This is a genomic window from Mycobacterium sp. 1165178.9 (genome assembly GCF_001673555.1).
Taxonomy (GTDB): Bacteria; Actinomycetota; Actinomycetes; order Mycobacteriales; family Mycobacteriaceae; genus Mycobacterium.
Genome location: NZ_LZMB01000127.1, coordinates 1 through 18,350 on the forward strand (window position 1 = coordinate 1; position 18,350 = coordinate 18,350).

An 18,350-nucleotide genomic window follows, 5' to 3' on the forward strand; every position below is an offset into this window, starting at 1 on the left:
GCAACATGACCGGCCGACAGCACCGAGGAGCACAGCGTGTTGACGAAGGCGAGCTGGTGATCCGAGCCGGGCTGCGCGCCGCGCGCCAACTCCAGCAGCCGGTCGGCGAACTGCGGCCAGCCGTGCTCGCGGGCCCAGTCCTGGTCGGCGTATGACGTCAGGGCCGTCTGCGCCTGCAGCAACAGCCGCTGTGCCACGCCCACCTCGGATTCGGCGTGCACGCCGCCCGTGACCAGGGCCACGAAGTCGCGGGCGCGAAGTTCGGCCTCGCGCGTCATCTCCCATGCGGCCGACCAGACCAGCGACCGCGGCAGCGGCTCGGCGATGTCGGCGATGCGCTCCAGCGCGGTGCGCAGCGACTCGGCGTCCAGCCGCAGCGAGCAATAGGTCAGGTCGTCGTCATTGACCAGCACCAGCCGGCCTCGCGAAACACCAACCAGCGCAGCGACTTCCGTGACGGGTCCCTCGACGTCGAGTTCCTCGCGGTGCACCCGCACCAGCTTCCCGGTTCCGTCGTCGTCGTAGATCCCGACCGCCAGCCGGTGCACGCGGGTCTCACCGGCGCCCGGGGTCGCTCCGCTCTGAGTCACCGCGAACCGGGTGAACTTGCCGTTATCGTCGACGTCGAACTCCGCCCGCAACGTGTTCAGTCCGGTCGTTTTCAGCCACTGCTGGCCCCAGTCGGACAGATCACGTCCGGACGCCTGCTCCAGGGCGGCGACCAGATCGTTGAACGTGGCGTTGCCGAAGGCGTGGGCGCGGAAGTAATCGCGCAGCCCGGCCAGGAAGTGCTCCAGCCCGACGTAGGCGACGAGCTGCTTGAGCACCGATGCGCCCTTGGCGTAGGTGATGCCGTCGAAGTTCACCTCGACCGCGGCAAGGTCGGGGATGTCCGCAGCGATCGGGTGCGTCGAAGGCAATTGATCCTGGCGGTAGGCCCACGACTTCTCGACCGTCGCGAAGGTCGTCCAGGCCTCGGTGAACTCGGTTGCCTCGCTTTGGCACAGCACCGATGCGAAGGTCGCGAACGACTCGTTCAGCCACAGGTCGTCCCACCACGCCATGGTGACCAGGTCCCCGAACCACATGTGCGCCATCTCGTGCAGCACGGTCTCGGCGCGCCGCTCGTAGGAGGCCCGGGTGACCTTGCTGCGAAAGACGTAATCCTCGAGGAACGTCACCGCGCCCGCGTTTTCCATTGCGCCGGCGTTGAATTCGGGGACGAACAGCTGATCGTATTTCCCGAATGCGTAAGGCAGGCCAAAGTTCTTGTGGTAGAAGCCAAATCCCTGCTTGGTCTGGGTGAAAAGCCGCTCGGCGTCCATGTGTTGGGCCAGCGAGGACCGGCAGAAGATGCCCAGCGGGATCTCGCCGTGCTCGTCGGTATAGGTGTCGTTCCACTCGGCGTATGGGCCGGCGATCAAGGCGACCAGGTAGGTGCTCATCCGCGGCGTGGTGGCAAAGGTGTGCAGGCCGTCGTTCACCGACACCGTCTCGCCGTTGGAAATCACCTTCCAGTGCGTGGGCGCGGTAACCCGCATGTCGAACGTCGCCTTCAGGTCGGGCTGGTCGAAGCACGCGAACATGCGCTTGGCATCGGCGGTTTCGAACTGCGAGTACAGGTAGGTCTCGTTGTCGACCGGGTCGACGAACCGGTGCAGACCCTCACCGGTGTTGGAGTAGCGGCAGTCCGCATCGACCACGACGACGTTGCGGTCGGCCAGCCCGCTCAGGGGGATACCCGTCGACTCGTCGTAGCCGGAGACGTCCAGATCGCGCCCGTTGAGCGTGGCGCCGCGGATGCTGTCGGCGGCGATGTCGATGACCGAGTCGGCGCCGGCGAGCGCGTCGAACACCACCGTGGTGACCGAGCGGAAGGTCCGTTCGCCGGGAGCTCCGCAGCCGTTGGTGAGATCGAGGTCGATCTGATAGCTGGCGACCGTGATCAGGGCGGCGCGCTCGACGGCTTGTTCGCGGGTGAGGTTGGGGAGAGCCACGTGTCCAACTTACGGGTCGCGCAAATCGGGAACAGGACGTAGACGCCTACGGTTGTGCAGATCAGACTTCAACTTCACGAAAGGATCCGCCATGCCTGAGAACGCCGCCGCGAAGAACAAGGCCGATTTCTGGTTCGATCCGCTGTGTCCGTGGGCCTGGATCACCTCGCGCTGGATCCTCGAGGTGGAGAAGGTCCGCGACATCGACGTCAACTTCCACGTGATGAGCTTGGCCGTGCTCAACGAAAACCGCGAGGGTCTGCCCGACGAATACCGCGAACGGATGGCGAAGGCCTTCGGCCCGGTGCGGGTGGCGATCGCCGCCGAGCAGGCCCACGGGGCTGAGGTTTTGCGGCCGCTGTACACCGCGATGGGAACGCGGATCCACAACGAGGGCAACAAAGAGCTCGAGGACGTGATCAAGCTGGCGCTGGCCGACGCGGGCCTGCCGGCCGAGTTGGCGGAGGCCGCGAACAGCGACGAGTACGACGAGGCGCTGCGCAAGAGCCACCACGCCGGCATGGATGCTGTGGGCGACGACGTCGGCACCCCGACCATTCACGTCAACGATGTGGCGTTCTTCGGGCCGGTGCTCTCCAAGATTCCGCGCGGTGAGGAAGCCGGCAAGCTGTGGGACGCCTCGGTCACCTTCGCGTCCTACCCGCACTTCTTCGAGCTCAAGCGCACCCGCACCGAGAAGCCCGAATTCGACTGAACCGCCGGGCGGCGATCCACCGCGATCGCCGCCACCGGCGCCGCGGTTGGCTGTGTAAGGATTGCGGGCATGCGCGTCTACCTCGGCTCTGACCACGCCGGATTCGAGCTCAAGCAGCAGATCACCGACCATCTCAAAAAATCCGGGCACGAGCCGATCGATTGTGGCGCCTTCAGCTACGACGCCGAAGACGACTACCCGGCCTTCTGTATCGCCGCGGCGACACGCACCGTGGCCGACCCGGACAGCCTGGGCATCGTGCTGGGCGGGTCGGGCAACGGCGAGCAGATCGCCGCGAACAAGGTCCCCGGCGCCCGTTGCGCGCTGGCCTGGAGCGTCGAAACGGCGACGCTCGCCCGTGAACACAACAACGCCCAACTGATCGGCATCGGCGGCCGCATGCACACCGTGCCCGAGGCGCTGGCCATCGTCGATGCCTTCTTGACCACGCCGTGGTCGAAAGCCGAACGCCACCAACGGCGTATCGACATCCTCGCCGAATACGAACGCACCCACCAAGCCCCGCCGGTGCCCGGCGCGGCGGGCTGACGCCGGGAAGGTCTGCGCGTGCCCGAAGGGCATACCCTGCACCGGCTGGCCCGGCTGCACCAACGCCGGTACGCCGGCGCTCCCGTCGCGGTGTCTAGCCCACAGGGGCGTTTCGCCGACTCGGCCGCCGTGGTCGACGGCCGGGTGCTGCAGCGCACCAGCGCGTGGGGCAAACACCTGTTCCACCACTACACCGGCGGCCCGATCGTGCATGTGCATCTCGGCCTGTACGGCACCTTCACCGAATGGGAACGGCCCGGCGGCGGGCTGATCCCCGAGGCGGTCGGTCAGGTGCGGATGCGCATGATCGGCGCCGAGTACGGCACCGACCTGCGTGGCCCGACGGTGTGCGAAGTCATCGACGAAGGCCAGGTCAGCGACGTCCTGGCCAGGCTGGGCCCCGACCCGCTGCGCAGCGACGCCGATCCATCCTGGGCGTGGAAGCGGATTGCCAAGTCCCGCAGGCCCATTGGCGCGCTGCTGATGGATCAGACGGTGATGGCCGGCGTGGGCAACGTCTATCGCAGCGAGTTGCTGTTCCGCCACCGGATGGACCCGTTCCGACCCGGCCGCGACATCCGCGAGGACGAGTTCGACGCGGCCTGGACCGATCTGGTCGCGCTGATGAAGGTCGGATTGCGCCGGGGCAAGATCATCGTGGTTCGGCCCGAACACGACCACGGCGCGCCGTCATATCGGCCCGATCGGCCCCGCACTTACGTCTATCGGCGTACCGGCGAACCCTGCCGGGTGTCGGGCGATCCGATCCGCATGACGGTGCTGGAGGGCCGAAACGTCTTCTGGTGCCCGACATGCCAAAAGTGAGCCGACGGGCCGGCGCGAACAGCCAGGACGGCGCTGTGCGGGTTGGCAGGAAACTCTCAGCTCGAAACACTGGCGTCGATTGTTTAGCCTAAGCATCGATACGGGTATAGATAGTCCTGTGAAAACTCTTCCACGTTTGGCCGCAACGGCTCTCGCAATCGGCGGGCTGGGTTTGGCGGGCTTGGGCGTCGCAACCGAGGCGCAGGCTCACCCCGGACCCTTCCCGCAATGGTGCCCCGGTGAGTGGTGGGACCCCGGCTGGGGCAACAACTGGGACTGGAACAGCTGCCACGACTGGCACCGCGAGGGCTGGGGCCCCGGCGGCCCTGGTGGCCCGTGGGGTCCGGGCGGACCCGGAGGCCCCGGCGGCCCCGGCCGGTGGGGCCCGGGCGGGCCGGGTGGACCGCCGCCACCCGGCTGGCACCGCTGATCCGACAACTCACGCAACGCAGACACGCCCTGCCATAGGCAGGGCGTGTCTGCGTTATGCCTTAGATCACTCCCAGCACGGAGTAGACCTGGTTGGACAGGATCAGACTGCGGGGGTCAGCGTTGGCCTTGGTCGGGTCGAAGTGATTGGCCACATAGGCGTACCCGATGCGGTGCTCCAGGTCGACGAACCCGAACGAGCCGCCCAGTCCGCCGTGGCCGAAGATCCGGGGGTTGGGCCCGTTGACGCACCGCTGGTTGAGCATGTAACCCAGCCCCCATCCGTGATCGGCCACCCGCGGGCCCAGCACCAAATCGGTGTCCAGCCCGCCCCGGCACACCCGCACCAGATCCATGTGCTCGCGGCTGAGGAGCTTCTCCTGGGCGAGCGCGTTGTAGAAGGTCGCCAGGCCCAGCGCCGACACCTGGCCGTTGGTGCCGGGGAACTCGAGCTGGCGCCACAGATTCAGGTCGTGTGAGCCGAGTTCGTCATCGGGGGCGAATCCCATCGCGATGGACAGCCCCGCCTTGGGGTGCTCAGCGAGGCTGGTCGGGTCGCAGGGGGCGTGCGCGTCGGCCAGCAGATCGCGGGCGTGCGGCTTGTTGACCCGCTCGGCGCAGCGGTGTTGGTCGCTCAGCGGCAAGCCGATATGGACGTCGGCGCCCAACGGTTCGGCGATCTCGCTGCGCAGGTATTGGCCGATGGTCCGGCCGGTCACTCGGCGGAACACCTCGCCCATGATGAAACCGAAGGTGGTCATGTGGTAACCCTGCGCGGTGTCCGGCTTCCACCACGGCTCGGCGGCGGCCAGGCGTTCGCAGACGTAGTCCCAGTCGGCGACGTCTTCCCACCGCAGCCGGGCTCGCGGGCCGATCACCCCGGATCGGTGGCTCATCACCATCGCCAGGGTGATGTCTTGTTTGCCCGCCTGGGCGAACTCGGGCCAGTAGTGCGCGACGGGAGCCTGCAGATCCAGCTCCCCGCGGTCGGCGAGCTGGTGCACGCAGGTGGACGACAGGCCCTTGGTGCCGGACAGCACGGTGGTCAGGGTGTTCTGCTGCCACGGCCGGGTACGGGCCGCGTCGGCCCAGCCACCCCACAGATCGACGACCAGAGTCCCATCGACCCACACGGCGACGGCGGCGCCGACTTCGTCGCCGTGCGTGAAATTGCGCTCGAACGCGTCGCGAACGCTCACGAAGTCCGAGGCGCATGAGCCATGGATTGACGCGTCGGTCTTCAGGTCGCTCATGGCGCCTTTCTATCGAGCAGATAGTTAGCCCGAGCGGGCGACGGGAATCGAACCCGCGTAGCTAGTTTGGAAGACTAGGGCTCTACCATTGAGCTACGCCCGCATGTATTCAGTCGAGCGTGACTGTAGCTGGCGATAAAGATCAAATCTAATCGACTCGGTTTTGTGATCGCTCCGTGAGGCCTGCGACGTCGCTGCGAAGCCCGTGGCCAACCCGGTGTTGAGGGGCCTTAGGATCATCGAGGTCAGCGCGGGGTGTAGCGCAGCTTGGTAGCGCATCCGCTTTGGGAGCGGAAGGCCGCAGGTTCAAATCCTGTCACCCCGACCAGCACGACCGGCGCGGTGCTGAGCAGGACCCACCGGCGCCAATAACGAGCAACGAGCGAGCATTGAGGAGCACACCCGTGAAGAGCACCGTCGAGCAGTTGAGCCCCACCCGGGTGCGCATCAACGTGGAGGTCCCTTTCTCGGAACTCGAACCCGACTTCCAGCGGGCCTACAAGGAGCTGGCCCGCCAGGTGCGACTGCCCGGCTTTCGGCCGGGCAAGGCGCCGGCGAAGTTGCTGGAGGCGAGGTTCGGCCGCGAGGCGATGCTCGATCAGGTCGTCAACGAGGCGTTGCCCGCGCGGTACGGGCAGGCAGTCGCCGAGTCGGAGGTGCACCCGCTGGGCCAGCCCGAGATCGAGGTCACCAAGAAGGAGTACGGCGAGGAGCTGGCCTTCACCGCGGAGGTAGACGTCCGCCCCAAGCTCACGCTGCCGGACCCCGGCGAGCTCAAGGTGTCGGTGGACCCGATCGAGGTCAGCGACGACGACGTGGACGCCGAACTGCAGTCGCTGCGTGCCCGATTCGGCACCCTGACCGGTGTTGACCGACCCGTCGCCGACGGTGACTTCGTCTCGATCGACCTGTCGGCCACCATCGACGGCGAAGAGATCCCGGGCGCCGCCGCGCAAGGCCTGTCCCACGAGGTCGGCTCGGGGCGGCTCATCGCGGGCCTGGACGAAGCGCTGGTCGGTTTGTCGGTCGACGAACCCAAGGAGTTCACCGCGCAGCTGGCGACCGGCGAGCACGCGGGCAAGGACGCGCAGGTGACCGTCACGGTCAAGTCGATCAAGGAACGTGAGCTGCCCGAGCCCGACGACGAGTTCGCACAACTGGCAAGCGAGTTCGACACCATCGAGGAGCTGAAGTCCAACCTGCGCGAGCAGGTCGGTCGCACCAAGCGTGCTCAGCAAGCCGAAAACATCCGTGAGGCCGCCCTCGACGCGCTGCTCGAGCAGGTCGAGGTGCCGCTGCCGGAAGCGATCGTCAAGGCCCAGGTCGACAGCGCCCTGCACAACGCCCTGCACAGCCTTGACCACGACGAATCCAAGCTCGAAGAGGTGCTGGCCCAGCAGGGCAAGTCGCGCGAAGAGTTCGAGACCGAGACGCGTACCGCCGCCGAGACGGACGTCAAACGGCAGCTGTTGCTCGACGCCCTGGCCGACGAGCTACAGGTCCAGGTCGGCCAGGACGACCTGACCGAGCGGCTGGTCGCCACGTCGCGCCAATACGGCATCGAACCCCAGCAGCTGTTGGCCTACCTACAGGAGAACAACCAGCTGCCGGCCATGTTCGCCGATGTGCGCCGGACGCTGGCCATCGCCGAGGTGATCCGTGCCGCGACCGTCACCGATACCGCCGGAAACGCCATCGACACCAGTGAATTCTTCGGCAAGGGCTCCGACGGCGACGAGGCCGGAGCGGACGGCGAGGCGCAGGCCGGCGAATCCGACGAGGACGACGCCGGGGAATGACCGCGCGATGAAGCTGTGAGCGAACGCGGCCGTTTCAGGGGTGCGCGGCCGCGAAACAGCGGGCTCGGTTGGTTAGTGTCGTGAATACAGATCTCGAGAAAGCAGGTAACCCAGTCGTGACTGACATGCGTTCAAATTCGCAGGGTCTCAACCTCACGGACTCGGTCTATGAGCGCTTGCTGTCCGAGCGCATCATCTTCCTGGGTTCGGAGGTGAGCGACGAAATCGCCAACCGGTTGTGCGCGCAGATTCTGCTGCTCGCCGCTGAGGACGCCACCAAGGACATTTCGCTGTACATCAATTCACCCGGCGGATCGATCAGCGCGGGCATGGCGATCTACGACACCATGGTGCTGGCGCCGTGTGATATCGCCACCTACGCGATGGGCATGGCCGCTTCGATGGGTGAGTTCTTGTTGGCCGCCGGCACCAAGGGCAAGCGTTACGCGTTGCCGCACGCCCGGATCCTGATGCACCAGCCGCTCGGCGGGGTGACCGGAAGCGCGGCCGACATCGCCATCCAGGCGGAGCAGTTCACGGTCATCAAGAAGGAGATGTTCCGGCTCAACGCGGAATTCACCGGCCAGTCGATCGAGCGTATCGAGGCGGATTCCGATCGCGACCGCTGGTTCACCGCGCAGGAAGCTCTCGAATACGGCTTCGTCGACCACATCATCACCCGCGCCGCACACATCACCAATGGAGAAGCCCAGTGAACCCCGAAACCCAGCCTCAGGCGCGCTACATCCTGCCGTCGTTCATCGAGCACTCCAGCTTTGGGATCAAGGAGTCCAATCCCTACAACAAGCTGTTCGAGGAACGCATCATCTTCCTCGGTGTCCAGGTCGACGACGCGTCGGCGAACGACATCATGGCGCAGCTGTTGGTGCTCGAATCGCTGGACCCCGACCGCGACATCACCATGTACATCAACTCGCCCGGTGGCGGATTCACCTCGCTGATGGCGATTTACGACACCATGCAGTACGTACGCGCCGACATCCAGACGGTTTGCCTCGGTCAGGCCGCCTCGGCGGCGGCGGTGTTGCTGGCCGCCGGGACGCCCGGCAAGCGCATGGCCCTGCCCAACGCCCGGGTGCTCATCCACCAGCCGTCGTTACAGGGCGTGATCCAGGGGCAGTTCTCGGATCTGGAGATTCAGGCCGCCGAGATCGAGCGGATGCGCACGCTGATGGAGACCACCCTGGCCCGCCACACCGGCAAGGACGCCGCGACGGTCCGCAAGGACACCGACCGGGACAAGATCCTGACCGCCGAAGAGGCCAAGGATTACGGGATCATCGACACCGTGCTCGAGTACCGGAAGCTTTCGGCGCAAACCGCGTAACGCGTTCGGGTGACAACGCCGAGCGTGGACTCGTCGCGAGTTTTCGGCCGATTTGTCGCAGTGGTTACACACTCGGCCTAAGGACCCGCCCAAGTTCGGCGATGTCGGCGGGCCCGACCCGGCAGCATCCGCCGACGATCCGCGCCCCGGCCGCGACCCACTGGGCCGCGAGGTCCGCGCTGAACCGCGACGGGCCGATCCAGCTGCGGCGCAACGCGTCCCAATGCTCACCGCTGTTCGGGTAGACGATGACGGGCTTCCCGGCCGCCATTGCGGTCGCAATCGCGGGCAACACGTCGTTCGGCGCGCAGCAGTTCACCCCGATCGCGACGATCTCATCGACGCCGGCCGCCACCGCGAACGCGTCGGCCAGCGGTTGCCCGGCGCGGGTCCGGTCGCCCTCGACGGTGTAGCTCAGCCAGGCCGGCCTCCCGACTGAGCGCACCAGCTCGACCAGGGCCTGCGCTTCGTCGGCGTCCGGCACGGTTTCGCACGCGAGCACGTCCGCGCCCGCGTCGGCCAGGATCTCCAACCGAGGCCGATGCCATCGCGCCAAGGCCGCCACCGACAGGCCGTAGCGTCCGCGGTATTCCGACCCGTCGGCCAGCGCCGCGCCGTACGGGCCGATCGACGCGGCGACGAGCAGGCCGTCGACGCCGGCGTCGTCCCGCACCGCCTTGGCGAGCTCCACGCTGCGCCGCAACAACCCCGCGGTCTCTCGGCGATCGAATCCGCGGGCGGCGAAACCCTCGAACGACGCCTGGTAGCTGGCCGTCGTCGCGATCGTGGCCCCGGCCTGAAAGTAGGCGGCGTGTATGGCGGCGATGTCCCGCGGGGCGTCTGCGAGCAGCCGCGCCGACCACAACGCGTCAGAAAGGTCATGGCCGCGCGCTTCGAGCTCGGTGGCCAAGCCGCCGTCGAGCAGCACGGATCCGCTGGGCCAGTCGAAGCCCGCAGCCAAACCCACGTCGCCACTGTAGGGTGATTTCTTGGGGGGCCGCCCAGGCCTCGCGTGATTGTTGGCATTGGTTGGCACCTCCACCGGAAGCAGGGTCGTAGGGCATTCGGCCTCGACCGCGTTACGACCGCGACACGCCAAAGACACGCAAAGCGCGTCTTTGGCGAGTGACGGGCACCGTCGGGCTATATGTTTCATCCATACGGACATGCATGAATACCACCGACGCGATTCGGCCCTTATGGTCGCGTCGGGCCCGACCCACCGGGTAGCGTCGGTTAATACATCCGGGCACATGCAAGACCAACGGCGAACAGGAAGTAGGCCCTCAGCACCATGGCGCGCATCGGAGACGGCGGTGACCTGCTGAAGTGCTCGTTCTGCGGGAAGAGCCAGAAGCAGGTCAAGAAGCTCATTGCTGGCCCCGGCGTGTACATCTGCGACGAATGCATCGATCTCTGCAACGAGATCATCGAGGAGGAGCTCGCCGACGCCGACGACGTGAAGCTTGATGAACTCCCTAAGCCGATCGAGATCCGGGAGTTCCTCGAGGGATACGTCATCGGGCAGGACACCGCCAAGCGGACGCTGGCCGTGGCCGTCTACAACCACTACAAGCGGATTCAGGCCGGTGAAAAGGGCCGGGACTCGCGGCACGAACCGGTGGAGCTGACCAAGTCCAACATCTTGATGCTCGGACCGACCGGTTGCGGCAAGACCTACCTGGCCCAAACGCTCGCCAAGATGCTCAACGTCCCGTTCGCCATCGCCGACGCCACCGCCCTCACCGAAGCCGGTTACGTAGGTGAGGACGTCGAGAACATCTTGCTCAAGCTGATCCAGGCCGCCGACTACGACGTCAAACGCGCCGAGACCGGCATCATCTACATCGACGAGGTCGACAAGATCGCCCGCAAGAGCGAGAACCCGTCGATCACCCGCGACGTTTCCGGCGAAGGCGTCCAACAGGCCCTGCTGAAGATCCTGGAAGGCACCCAGGCCTCGGTTCCCCCGCAGGGTGGTCGCAAGCACCCGCACCAAGAGTTCATCCAGATCGACACCACCAACGTGCTGTTCATCGTCGCCGGGGCCTTCGCCGGCCTGGAGAAGATCATCTACGAGCGCGTCGGCAAGCGCGGCCTGGGCTTCGGCGCCGAGGTACGCTCCAAGGCCGAGATCGACACCACCGATCACTTCGCCGAAGTGATGCCCGAAGACCTGATCAAGTTCGGCCTGATCCCCGAGTTCATCGGCCGCCTGCCGGTGGTCGCCTCGGTCACCAACCTGGACCGCGAGTCGTTGGTCAAGATTCTGTCCGAGCCGAAGAACGCGCTGGTCAAGCAGTACACCCGCCTGTTCGAGATGGACAATGTGGAGCTCGAGTTCACCGAGGACGCTCTGGAGGCCATCGCCGACCAGGCGATCCACCGCGGCACCGGGGCTCGGGGCCTGCGGGCGATCATGGAAGAGGTCCTGCTGCCCGTGATGTATGACATCCCGAGCCGCGACGACGTCGCCAAGGTTGTGGTGACCAAGGAGACGGTCCAGGACAACGTGTTGCCGACGATCGTGCCGCGCAAGCCGTCCCGTTCGGAACGTCGGGACAAGAGCGCCTAACTAGGCCCTGAAGCGCACCGGAATCCCGAGTGACGCCGTTCCCCGGCGTCTTGCGCACGGCCTGGACCTGCTGAATTTTCTGCTGGCCGATGTCCGTGACGGCTTGGGCCCGTACCTCTCGATCTACCTGCTGCTGACCCATCATTGGGATCAGGAGTCGATCGGCTTTGTCATGGCGTTCGGCGGCATCGGGGCGATCGTTGCGCAGGGTCCCGCCGGTGCCCTGGTGGATAGGAGCACGGCCAAACGGGCGGTGATCATCGGCGGCGCCCTGACAGTCACCGCGGGGTCGCTGGCGATGCCCAAAGCACTCACCGGGATCGCCGGATCCGTTTTCGCTCCAGCACTGGTCGCCATCACCCTGGGGCTGGTCGGCTCCCGTCGATTCTCCCGGCGGATTGGACGCAACGAGTCGTTCAACCACGCCGGAAACGCCTGCGCCGCGGCGATCACCGGCGGCCTGGCCTATGCTTCCGGACCGGTCGTGGTGTTCTGGGTGCTGGCCACCATGGCGGCCGGCACCGTTGTTGCGACACTGTGGATTCCGGGTGACGCGATCGACCACGACGTAGCCCGAGGCATGGACCGTCTCCCCGGCGAATCGCACCAAAATCCGTCCCGGCTCACCGAGCTGCTGGGCAATCGGCGGCTGATGATCTTCGCCGTGACGGTCATCGCGTTCCACTTCGCCAATGCGGCCATGCTGCCGCTGGTCGGTCAGCGCCTGGCCCGGCACAACAGAGACGTCGGGACCGAGCGGATGGCCGGCTGCATAGTGGCCGCACAGGTCGTCATGGTGCCGGTGGCCTACGTCGCGGGAGCCAAGGCCGATTCGTGGGGGCGAAAGCCGATCTTTTTGGCCGGATTCGCGGTCCTGGCAGTCCGTGGATTCCTCTACACCTGCTCGGACAATTCCTACTGGCTGGTGAGTGTGCAACTGCTCGACGGCGTCGGAGCCGGCGTGTTCGGCGCTCTGTTTCCCCTGGTCGTACAGGACGTGACGCACGGAAGCGGTCGATTCAACATCAGCCTGGGGACGATAACGGCCGCGACCGGCACCGGTGCGGCGGTGTCGAATCTGGTGGCGGGTTCGATCGTTGTCGCGGCCGGCTACAACGCCGCGTTCGCCTTCCTGGGTGCCCTCGCCGCGGCCGGCTTCATGCTGTATCTGATCGCGATGCCAGAACCGGCGGCGACAAAATCCGGCGCCCAGATCGCGGCGGCCGGAGGCGGGCACGGTATGGACGACAGTAGCTGGCGCGGCGACGTGACCAACAACACAGTTTGGTTTCGTACTCGTCAGTAGCCCCGGCTGACTTGACGTTTTGCCGACAAAACGGCGGCGCGGCATGCATAAGGGACCGCCATACAACCCTCAAGAAAATGCCATAATTGATACCGGCAGTGACATAAACGCGCTGGTGCGCTGAGGGCGCTCCAACGGCGCGTAACCTGGAACGTCGGCGGAGTGTCTGTCCGGGAACAAAGTGGAGGGCAAAGACGTGGATCCGAACGGCAGCGGAGCCGGATCAGACTCACATGGGGCTTCCCCCAACGGATCTGCCCGTCAGCGCCTCGAACAAGTCGTCATTCGATTCGCCGGGGACTCCGGCGACGGCATGCAGCTCACCGGAGACCGGTTCACATCCGAGGCAGCGCTCTTCGGCAACGACTTGGCGACCCAGCCCAACTATCCCGCCGAGATTCGTGCCCCCGCAGGCACCCTGCCCGGCGTTTCGTCCTTCCAGATTCAGATCGCCGATTACGACATCCTGACCGCCGGCGACCGGCCCGACGTCCTCGTCGCGATGAATCCCGCTGCGCTCAAAGCCAATATCGGTGACCTGCCCCGCGGTGGAATGGTGATCGCGAACTCCGACGAGTTCACCAAGCGCAACCTGACCAAGGTGGGCTACGTAACCAACCCGCTCGAGACCGACGAGTTGTCGGACTACGTGGTGCACTCCGTCGCGATGACGACGCTGACGCTCGGGGCCGTCGAGACGATCGGCGCCACCAAGAAGGACGGCCAGCGGGCCAAGAACATGTTCGCGTTGGGCCTCCTCTCGTGGATGTACGGGCGCCCGATTGAGGCCAGCGAGAAATTCATCCGGGAGAAGTTCGCTCGCAAGCCCGACATCGCGGAGGCCAACGTGCTCGCGCTGAAAGCGGGCTGGAACTACGGCGAGACGACCGAGGCGTTCGGCACCACCTACGAGGTGTCGCGGGCTACCCTGCCGTCGGGCGAATACCGCCAGATCTCGGGCAACACCGCGCTGGCCTACGGGATCGTCGCGGCCGGTCAACTGGCGGGAATCCAGGTCGTGCTCGGCAGCTACCCGATCACGCCGGCGTCGGACATCCTGCACGAGCTGTCCAAGCACAAGAACTTCAACGTGATCACCTTCCAGGCTGAGGACGAGATCGGCGGCGTCTGCGCGGCGATCGGCGCCTCCTACGGCGGTGCCCTCGGCGTGACCAGCACGTCGGGACCGGGGATTTCGCTGAAGTCGGAGGCGTTGGGCCTCGCGGTGATGACCGAGCTGCCGTTGCTGGTGATCGACGTTCAGCGGGGCGGGCCGTCGACGGGGTTGCCCACCAAGACCGAGCAGGCCGACCTGCTGCAGGCGCTGTACGGCCGCAACGGGGAGTCCCCCGTGGCGGTCGTGGCGCCGCGGTCGCCGGCCGACTGCTTCCAGACCGCCATCGAGGCGGTGCGGATCGCGGTGTCGTACCACACGCCGGTGATCGTGTTGTCCGACGGCGCAATCGCCAACGGTTCGGAGCCGTGGCGCATCCCGGACGTCGGGTCGCTGCAGCCGATCGCGCACACCTTCGCCAAACCGGACGAACCCTTCCAGCCGTACAACCGCGACCCGGAAACGCTCGCCCGGCAATTCGCCGTCCCGGGCACGCCCGGGCTCGAGCACCGCATCGGTGGCCTGGAGGCGGCGAACGGCTCAGGCAACATCTCCTACGAGCCGGTCAATCACGACCTCATGGTGCGCATCCGCCAGGCCAAGATCGACGGGATTTCGGTCCCCGATCTCGAAGTCGACGACCCGACCGGGGACGCGGAGCTGCTGCTGCTCGGCTGGGGCAGCTCGTACGGTCCGATCGGCGAGGCCTGCCGCCGTGCGCGGCGCAAGCGGATCAAGGTCGCCCACGCGCACCTGCGCCACCTCAGCCCGTTCCCGCCGAACCTCGGCGACGTGCTGCGGCGCTATCCGATGGTGGTGTGCCCGGAGATGAACCTGGGTCAGCTGGCGCTGGTGCTTAGGGGCAAGTATCTGGTCGACGTGCAATCCGTCACCAAGGTCCAGGGTGTCGCGTTCCTCGCCGATGAGATCGGGCGCATCATCCGCGCCGCGCTGGGCGGCACGCTGGCGGAGATCGAGCAAGACAAGGCGATGGTCGCCAGAATGACGGCAGCAACGGTTGGGGCGGGAGCAAGCGAATGACCGACCTGGTTGGCACGGACCTCGGGGTAACTCCGAGGCTGACCAAAAACGATGGGGTCCCGAGTACGGACCAGCCGCAGAAGGCCAAGGACTTCACCAGCGACCAGGAGGTGCGTTGGTGCCCGGGATGCGGTGACTACGTCATCCTCAACACCATCCGCCAATTCCTGCCCGAACTGGGGTTGCGCCGCGAGAACATCGTGTTCATCAGCGGCATCGGCTGTTCGAGCCGGTTCCCGTACTACCTCGAGACCTACGGTTTCCACTCGATTCACGGCCGCGCACCTGCCATCGCCACCGGTCTGGCGCTGGCCCGCGAGGATCTATCGGTGTGGGTGGTCACCGGTGACGGTGACGCTCTGTCGATCGGCGGCAACCACCTGATCCACGCGCTGCGCCGCAACGTCAACATCACCATCCTGCTGTTCAACAACCGGATCTACGGGCTGACCAAGGGGCAGTACTCGCCGACATCGGAGGTCGGCAAGGTCACCAAGTCGACGCCGATGGGATCGCTCGATCAGCCGTTCAACCCGGTGTCGTTGGCGTTGGGCGCCGAGGCGACCTTCGTCGGTCGCGCGCTGGACTCCGACCGCGCCGGGCTGACCGAGGTCTTGCGCGCCGCCGCCGGGCACCGGGGTGCCGCCGTCGTCGAAATTCTGCAGGACTGCCCGATCTTCAACGATGGCTCTTTCGACGCACTGCGCAAGGAGGGCGCCGAGGAGCGGGTGATCAACGTTCGCCACGGCGAGCCAATTGTGTTCGGCGCCAACGGCGAATACTGCGTGGTGAAGTCGGGCTTCAGCCTGGAGGTGGCCAAGACCGCCGACGTGAACGTCGATGAGATCGTCGTGCACGACGCGCACGACGATAACTCGGCCTACGCATTTGCGCTGTCGCGGCTGTCGGATCAGAACCTCGACCACACCGTGCTTGGCATCTTCCGCAATATCAGCCGCCCTACCTACGACGACGCGGCACGCTCCCAGGTCCGCTCCGCCCAGTCGGCGAAGCCGTTCGACTCCGCCGCGCTGCAATCGCTGTTGCGCGGGCGCGACACCTGGACCGTCGACTGACGTGGGCGACCAGGTACACGACACAGATCAGGCCGTGTCGCTAGCAGGGGTAGTGCTGGCTGGCGGTGAATCGAGGCGCATGGGCCGCGACAAGGCGACCCTGCCCGGCCCTGGGGGCGCCTCCACGCTCCTCGAATATGTCGCCGGGGTGCTTGCGCAGCGCTGTGAGCCGGTTTTCGTGGTGGCCGCGCCGGGGCAACCGTTGCCGGCCGTGCAGGCGAAAGTCATCCGCGACGAGGTGCGCGGCCAGGGGCCGCTGCCGGCGACCGGACGTGGGCTGCGGGCGGCCGCGGAGGCGGGCGCCCGGTACGCCTTCGTCTGCGCCGTCGACATGCCGCTTCTGTCGGCGGAATTGATCGACGACCTGGTGCGCCTGGCCACCGAGACCAACGCCGAGATAGTGCTGCCGTGGGACGGTCGCAGCCACTACCTGGCCGCGGTGTACCGCACCGATCTGGCCGAGCGGATCGACGGGCTGGTCGGCGGCGGCGCGCGCTCCATGCGCGCCCTGATCGACGCATCGGACGCGCAGCAGATCGTGCTGCCAGAATCGCGCTTTTTGGCCAACGTCAACACGGAGAGCGACCTGCTCGCTCTCGCGCAGTCGCGGAGCTGATGGGTGAGCGCCGGGCCGATCCGTCCGGCGGACTTTACTTGGTCGCAATTCGGCGCCACCAGTGAATCGCGCTCAAAAAACGGCATTCGTCACTTCGCCTATTTCCGTCATTGCGCAATTCCGCTAGGGCGAGGCGGCGTCGAGCAATCCTAAAGCGCGGCAGCTGCCAGCGTGATCTGTTGCAGCAGTGGTGATTTGAAGCGATATCAAGAGGGTTTATCGATTTGTGCGGCGCGTTGCAGTCGGACACTTTGTCGAAGCGACGCGGCCTTTTTAGCAAAATCGGGTTGCGGTTGAGCACGTTCGCCCACGCGGATAACAGTCACTCGAAGTTGACGATGCCACGGCACTCCATAACAAGAACTCGACACGGCGGATGTTGGTTGAAAGATCCTGCAGCCGTTGATGTGCGAATGAAAAGCATTGCCGATCAAGGGGATACATTGCGCGTAGGAGTATCCGGGTCGGACACGATGAGCATCTGCCGAATTATGCTGTAGCGCAGGGGAAGTCGAATAGATTTGCCTCTGATCGTGTGGGCGCATGAAGTGCGCAGAAGTTTTGCGGTACCCTACGCGGGCCCCGGCAGGGCCTTCGGATCCGTTGAAGCCCTGGCTAATCGGCTCGCAAGGCCGCAAATAAAACGTGCGCCAGCTCACAAAACGCAAGTGATTCGGCTCACCATGTGATTGGCTGTTCAAGTCGCCCTTCGACTCCGGAAACGCTGCAATGACCTGCGTAGATGGGCATGCTGCCGTGGCGTGATCGGCCCGTTACCGAAACGAGATACCCGTTTTCTCAAGATGACGAACGCGCCGAGGTTCTCTACGGTCCCTGTTAGCCCACAACGGGTTTACCGAAGAGTAATCAGATAATTGAATCCACGGACCCGCGTGCGAGCGGCGCCACGGACGGCGAGAGCCCGACCGTGGTCGGTGGGTAGCACCCGCCGGGCAGACTTGGCCCGCCGCTGCCGTGCCTGACCCAGACGGCACGTTTCAAAGCAGGCATCAACCAGACAGCTTCAGCCCACATCCGTGGGCTTGCTTTGGCGCGCGCACCGCGAAAGGAAGATTCTTGAAGAACGTCCGAAAGACGCTCATTCTCGCCGCGGTCACGGGCACGCTCGTGACCATCCCGTCGGCCACCGCTCACGCGGACGAGGTACCGGCGGGCTTCGACCCGAACGCGCCGGTCGCCGGCGCTCCGCTGCCTCCGGCTCCGGATGCTCCGCCGCCTCCGGCTCCGGATGCTCCGCCGCCTCCGGCTCCGGATGCTCCGCCGCCTCCGGCTCCGGACGCTCCGCCGCCTCCGGCTCCGGACGCTCCGCCGCCTCCGGCTCCGGATGCTCCGCCGCCTGGCCCAGCCGTCCCGCCACCTCCCGTCCACCGGGCGTACAGCGTGAACTGGGATGCCATCGCGCAATGTGAGTCGGGCGGCAACTGGGGGATCAGCACCGGTAACGGCTTCTCCGGTGGCCTGCAGTTCACCCCGAGCACCTGGCGTGCCAACGGTGGTTCGGGCTCCCCGTCCGGCGCGAGCCGCGAGGAGCAGATTCGGGTCGCCGAGAACGTGCTGCACTCGCAAGGGATCGGTGCTTGGCCGGTCTGCGGACGCCGCGGCTGAGCCGCAGCCGCAATCGACGGCTTCGCTGTCATACATATAAGAAGTGCCGGGCACGAGGGCCCTGTCTCTTATACACATGCC

General features: G+C 66.1%; 16 protein-coding genes and 2 tRNA genes. 14 read left to right on the plus strand and 4 right to left on the minus strand.

The window, feature by feature from the left end:
- Window positions 1-1,997, minus strand: a 1,997-nt coding sequence (pepN, locus tag A5652_RS06060; RefSeq protein WP_067347763.1) for an aminopeptidase N, incomplete at its 3' end; no start/stop codon positions are given.
- A 91-nt stretch (window positions 1,998-2,088) separates the two neighbouring features.
- Between pepN and A5652_RS06065 the strand changes: the two genes are divergently transcribed.
- The 4 genes from A5652_RS06065 to A5652_RS28030 all read left to right on the plus strand — a co-directional run bounded on the left by A5652_RS06065 (window position 2,089) and on the right by A5652_RS28030 (window position 4,516).
- Entirely contained in the window at window positions 2,089-2,712 is a 624-nt protein-coding gene (locus A5652_RS06065; RefSeq protein ID WP_067347766.1) for a DsbA family protein, read from the plus strand.
- A gap of 69 nt (window positions 2,713-2,781) precedes the next feature.
- On the plus strand, window positions 2,782-3,261 hold the full coding sequence (locus A5652_RS06070) for a ribose-5-phosphate isomerase (protein ID WP_067347769.1): 480 nt from the start codon (window positions 2,782-2,784) through the stop codon (window positions 3,259-3,261).
- A gap of 18 nt (window positions 3,262-3,279) precedes the next feature.
- Window positions 3,280-4,086, plus strand: coding sequence for an Fpg/Nei family DNA glycosylase (locus A5652_RS06075; protein WP_067347773.1), 807 nt, complete (start codon window positions 3,280-3,282; stop codon window positions 4,084-4,086).
- Between the two features lie 136 nt (window positions 4,087-4,222).
- Entirely contained in the window at window positions 4,223-4,516 is a 294-nt protein-coding gene (locus A5652_RS28030; RefSeq protein ID WP_232001104.1) for a hypothetical protein, read from the plus strand.
- A gap of 61 nt (window positions 4,517-4,577) precedes the next feature.
- Here A5652_RS28030 and A5652_RS06080 read toward each other — a convergent pair whose 3' ends face one another.
- Together A5652_RS06080 and A5652_RS06085 are read right to left on the minus strand one after the other, a co-directional pair.
- On the minus strand, window positions 4,578-5,768 hold the full coding sequence (locus tag A5652_RS06080) for a serine hydrolase domain-containing protein (RefSeq protein WP_067347776.1): 1,191 nt from the start codon (window positions 5,766-5,768) through the stop codon (window positions 4,578-4,580).
- A gap of 32 nt (window positions 5,769-5,800) precedes the next feature.
- Window positions 5,801-5,871 (minus strand) — tRNA-Gly (locus A5652_RS06085).
- Window positions 5,872-6,019: 148 nt separating this feature from the next.
- Between A5652_RS06085 and A5652_RS06090 the strand changes: the two genes are divergently transcribed.
- From A5652_RS06090 to clpP2, 4 genes are all read left to right on the plus strand, one after another.
- Window positions 6,020-6,096: transfer RNA gene (locus tag A5652_RS06090), tRNA-Pro, on the plus strand.
- A gap of 76 nt (window positions 6,097-6,172) precedes the next feature.
- On the plus strand, window positions 6,173-7,567 hold the full coding sequence (gene tig / locus A5652_RS06095) for a trigger factor (RefSeq protein ID WP_067347781.1): 1,395 nt from the start codon (window positions 6,173-6,175) through the stop codon (window positions 7,565-7,567).
- Window positions 7,568-7,692: 125 nt separating this feature from the next.
- Complete coding sequence (gene clpP1, locus A5652_RS06100) at window positions 7,693-8,283, plus strand: ATP-dependent CLP protease proteolytic subunit ClpP1 (protein ID WP_007774150.1); 591 nt, start codon at window positions 7,693-7,695, stop codon at window positions 8,281-8,283.
- A complete protein-coding gene (gene clpP2 / locus A5652_RS06105) occupies window positions 8,280-8,915 on the plus strand; it encodes an ATP-dependent CLP protease proteolytic subunit ClpP2 (RefSeq protein ID WP_066860217.1) in 636 nt (211 codons plus the stop codon). The genes clpP1 and clpP2 overlap by 4 nt, the downstream gene beginning before the upstream one ends.
- Before the next feature lie 64 nt (window positions 8,916-8,979).
- Here clpP2 and mmuM read toward each other — a convergent pair whose 3' ends face one another.
- Window positions 8,980-9,876 (minus strand): homocysteine S-methyltransferase, encoded by an 897-nt coding sequence (gene mmuM, locus A5652_RS06110; protein ID WP_232001105.1) that lies wholly within the window; start codon window positions 9,874-9,876, stop codon window positions 8,980-8,982.
- Window positions 9,877-10,209: 333 nt separating this feature from the next.
- Here mmuM and clpX point away from each other — a divergent pair, with 333 nt between their 5' ends.
- From clpX to A5652_RS06140, 6 genes are all read left to right on the plus strand, one after another.
- Window positions 10,210-11,490, plus strand: coding sequence for an ATP-dependent Clp protease ATP-binding subunit ClpX (clpX, locus tag A5652_RS06115; RefSeq protein WP_067347788.1), 1,281 nt, complete (start codon window positions 10,210-10,212; stop codon window positions 11,488-11,490).
- 22 nt (window positions 11,491-11,512) lie between these two features.
- Window positions 11,513-12,796, plus strand: a complete 1,284-nt coding sequence (locus tag A5652_RS06120) for an MFS transporter (RefSeq protein ID WP_082983790.1) — start codon at window positions 11,513-11,515, stop codon at window positions 12,794-12,796.
- Between the two features lie 196 nt (window positions 12,797-12,992).
- Complete coding sequence (locus A5652_RS06125) at window positions 12,993-14,951, plus strand: 2-oxoacid:acceptor oxidoreductase subunit alpha (RefSeq protein WP_156745183.1); 1,959 nt, start codon at window positions 12,993-12,995, stop codon at window positions 14,949-14,951.
- Window positions 14,948-16,027 (plus strand): 2-oxoacid:ferredoxin oxidoreductase subunit beta, encoded by a 1,080-nt coding sequence (locus A5652_RS06130; RefSeq protein ID WP_067347801.1) that lies wholly within the window; start codon window positions 14,948-14,950, stop codon window positions 16,025-16,027. The genes A5652_RS06125 and A5652_RS06130 overlap by 4 nt, the downstream gene beginning before the upstream one ends.
- 1 nt (window position 16,028) lies before the next feature.
- A complete protein-coding gene (mobA, locus tag A5652_RS06135) occupies window positions 16,029-16,643 on the plus strand; it encodes a molybdenum cofactor guanylyltransferase (protein ID WP_082983791.1) in 615 nt (204 codons plus the stop codon).
- A gap of 1,077 nt (window positions 16,644-17,720) precedes the next feature.
- On the plus strand, window positions 17,721-18,269 hold the full coding sequence (locus A5652_RS06140) for a transglycosylase family protein (RefSeq protein ID WP_067347808.1): 549 nt from the start codon (window positions 17,721-17,723) through the stop codon (window positions 18,267-18,269).
- Window positions 18,270-18,350: the final 81 nt, after the last annotated feature.

Coding starts and splice junctions, on each gene's coding strand:
- clpX (WP_067347788.1), top strand. CDS start 10,210: ATGGCGCGCATCGGAGACGGCGGTGACCTGCTGAAGTGCTCGTTCTGC.
- A5652_RS06070 (WP_067347769.1), top strand. CDS start 2,782: ATGCGCGTCTACCTCGGCTCTGACCACGCCGGATTCGAGCTCAAGCAG.
- A5652_RS06130 (WP_067347801.1), top strand. CDS start 14,948: ATGACCGACCTGGTTGGCACGGACCTCGGGGTAACTCCGAGGCTGACC.
- A5652_RS06065 (WP_067347766.1), top strand. CDS start 2,089: ATGCCTGAGAACGCCGCCGCGAAGAACAAGGCCGATTTCTGGTTCGAT.
- clpP1 (WP_007774150.1), top strand. CDS start 7,693: ATGCGTTCAAATTCGCAGGGTCTCAACCTCACGGACTCGGTCTATGAG.
- A5652_RS06080 (WP_067347776.1), bottom strand. CDS start 5,768: ATGAGCGACCTGAAGACCGACGCGTCAATCCATGGCTCATGCGCCTCG.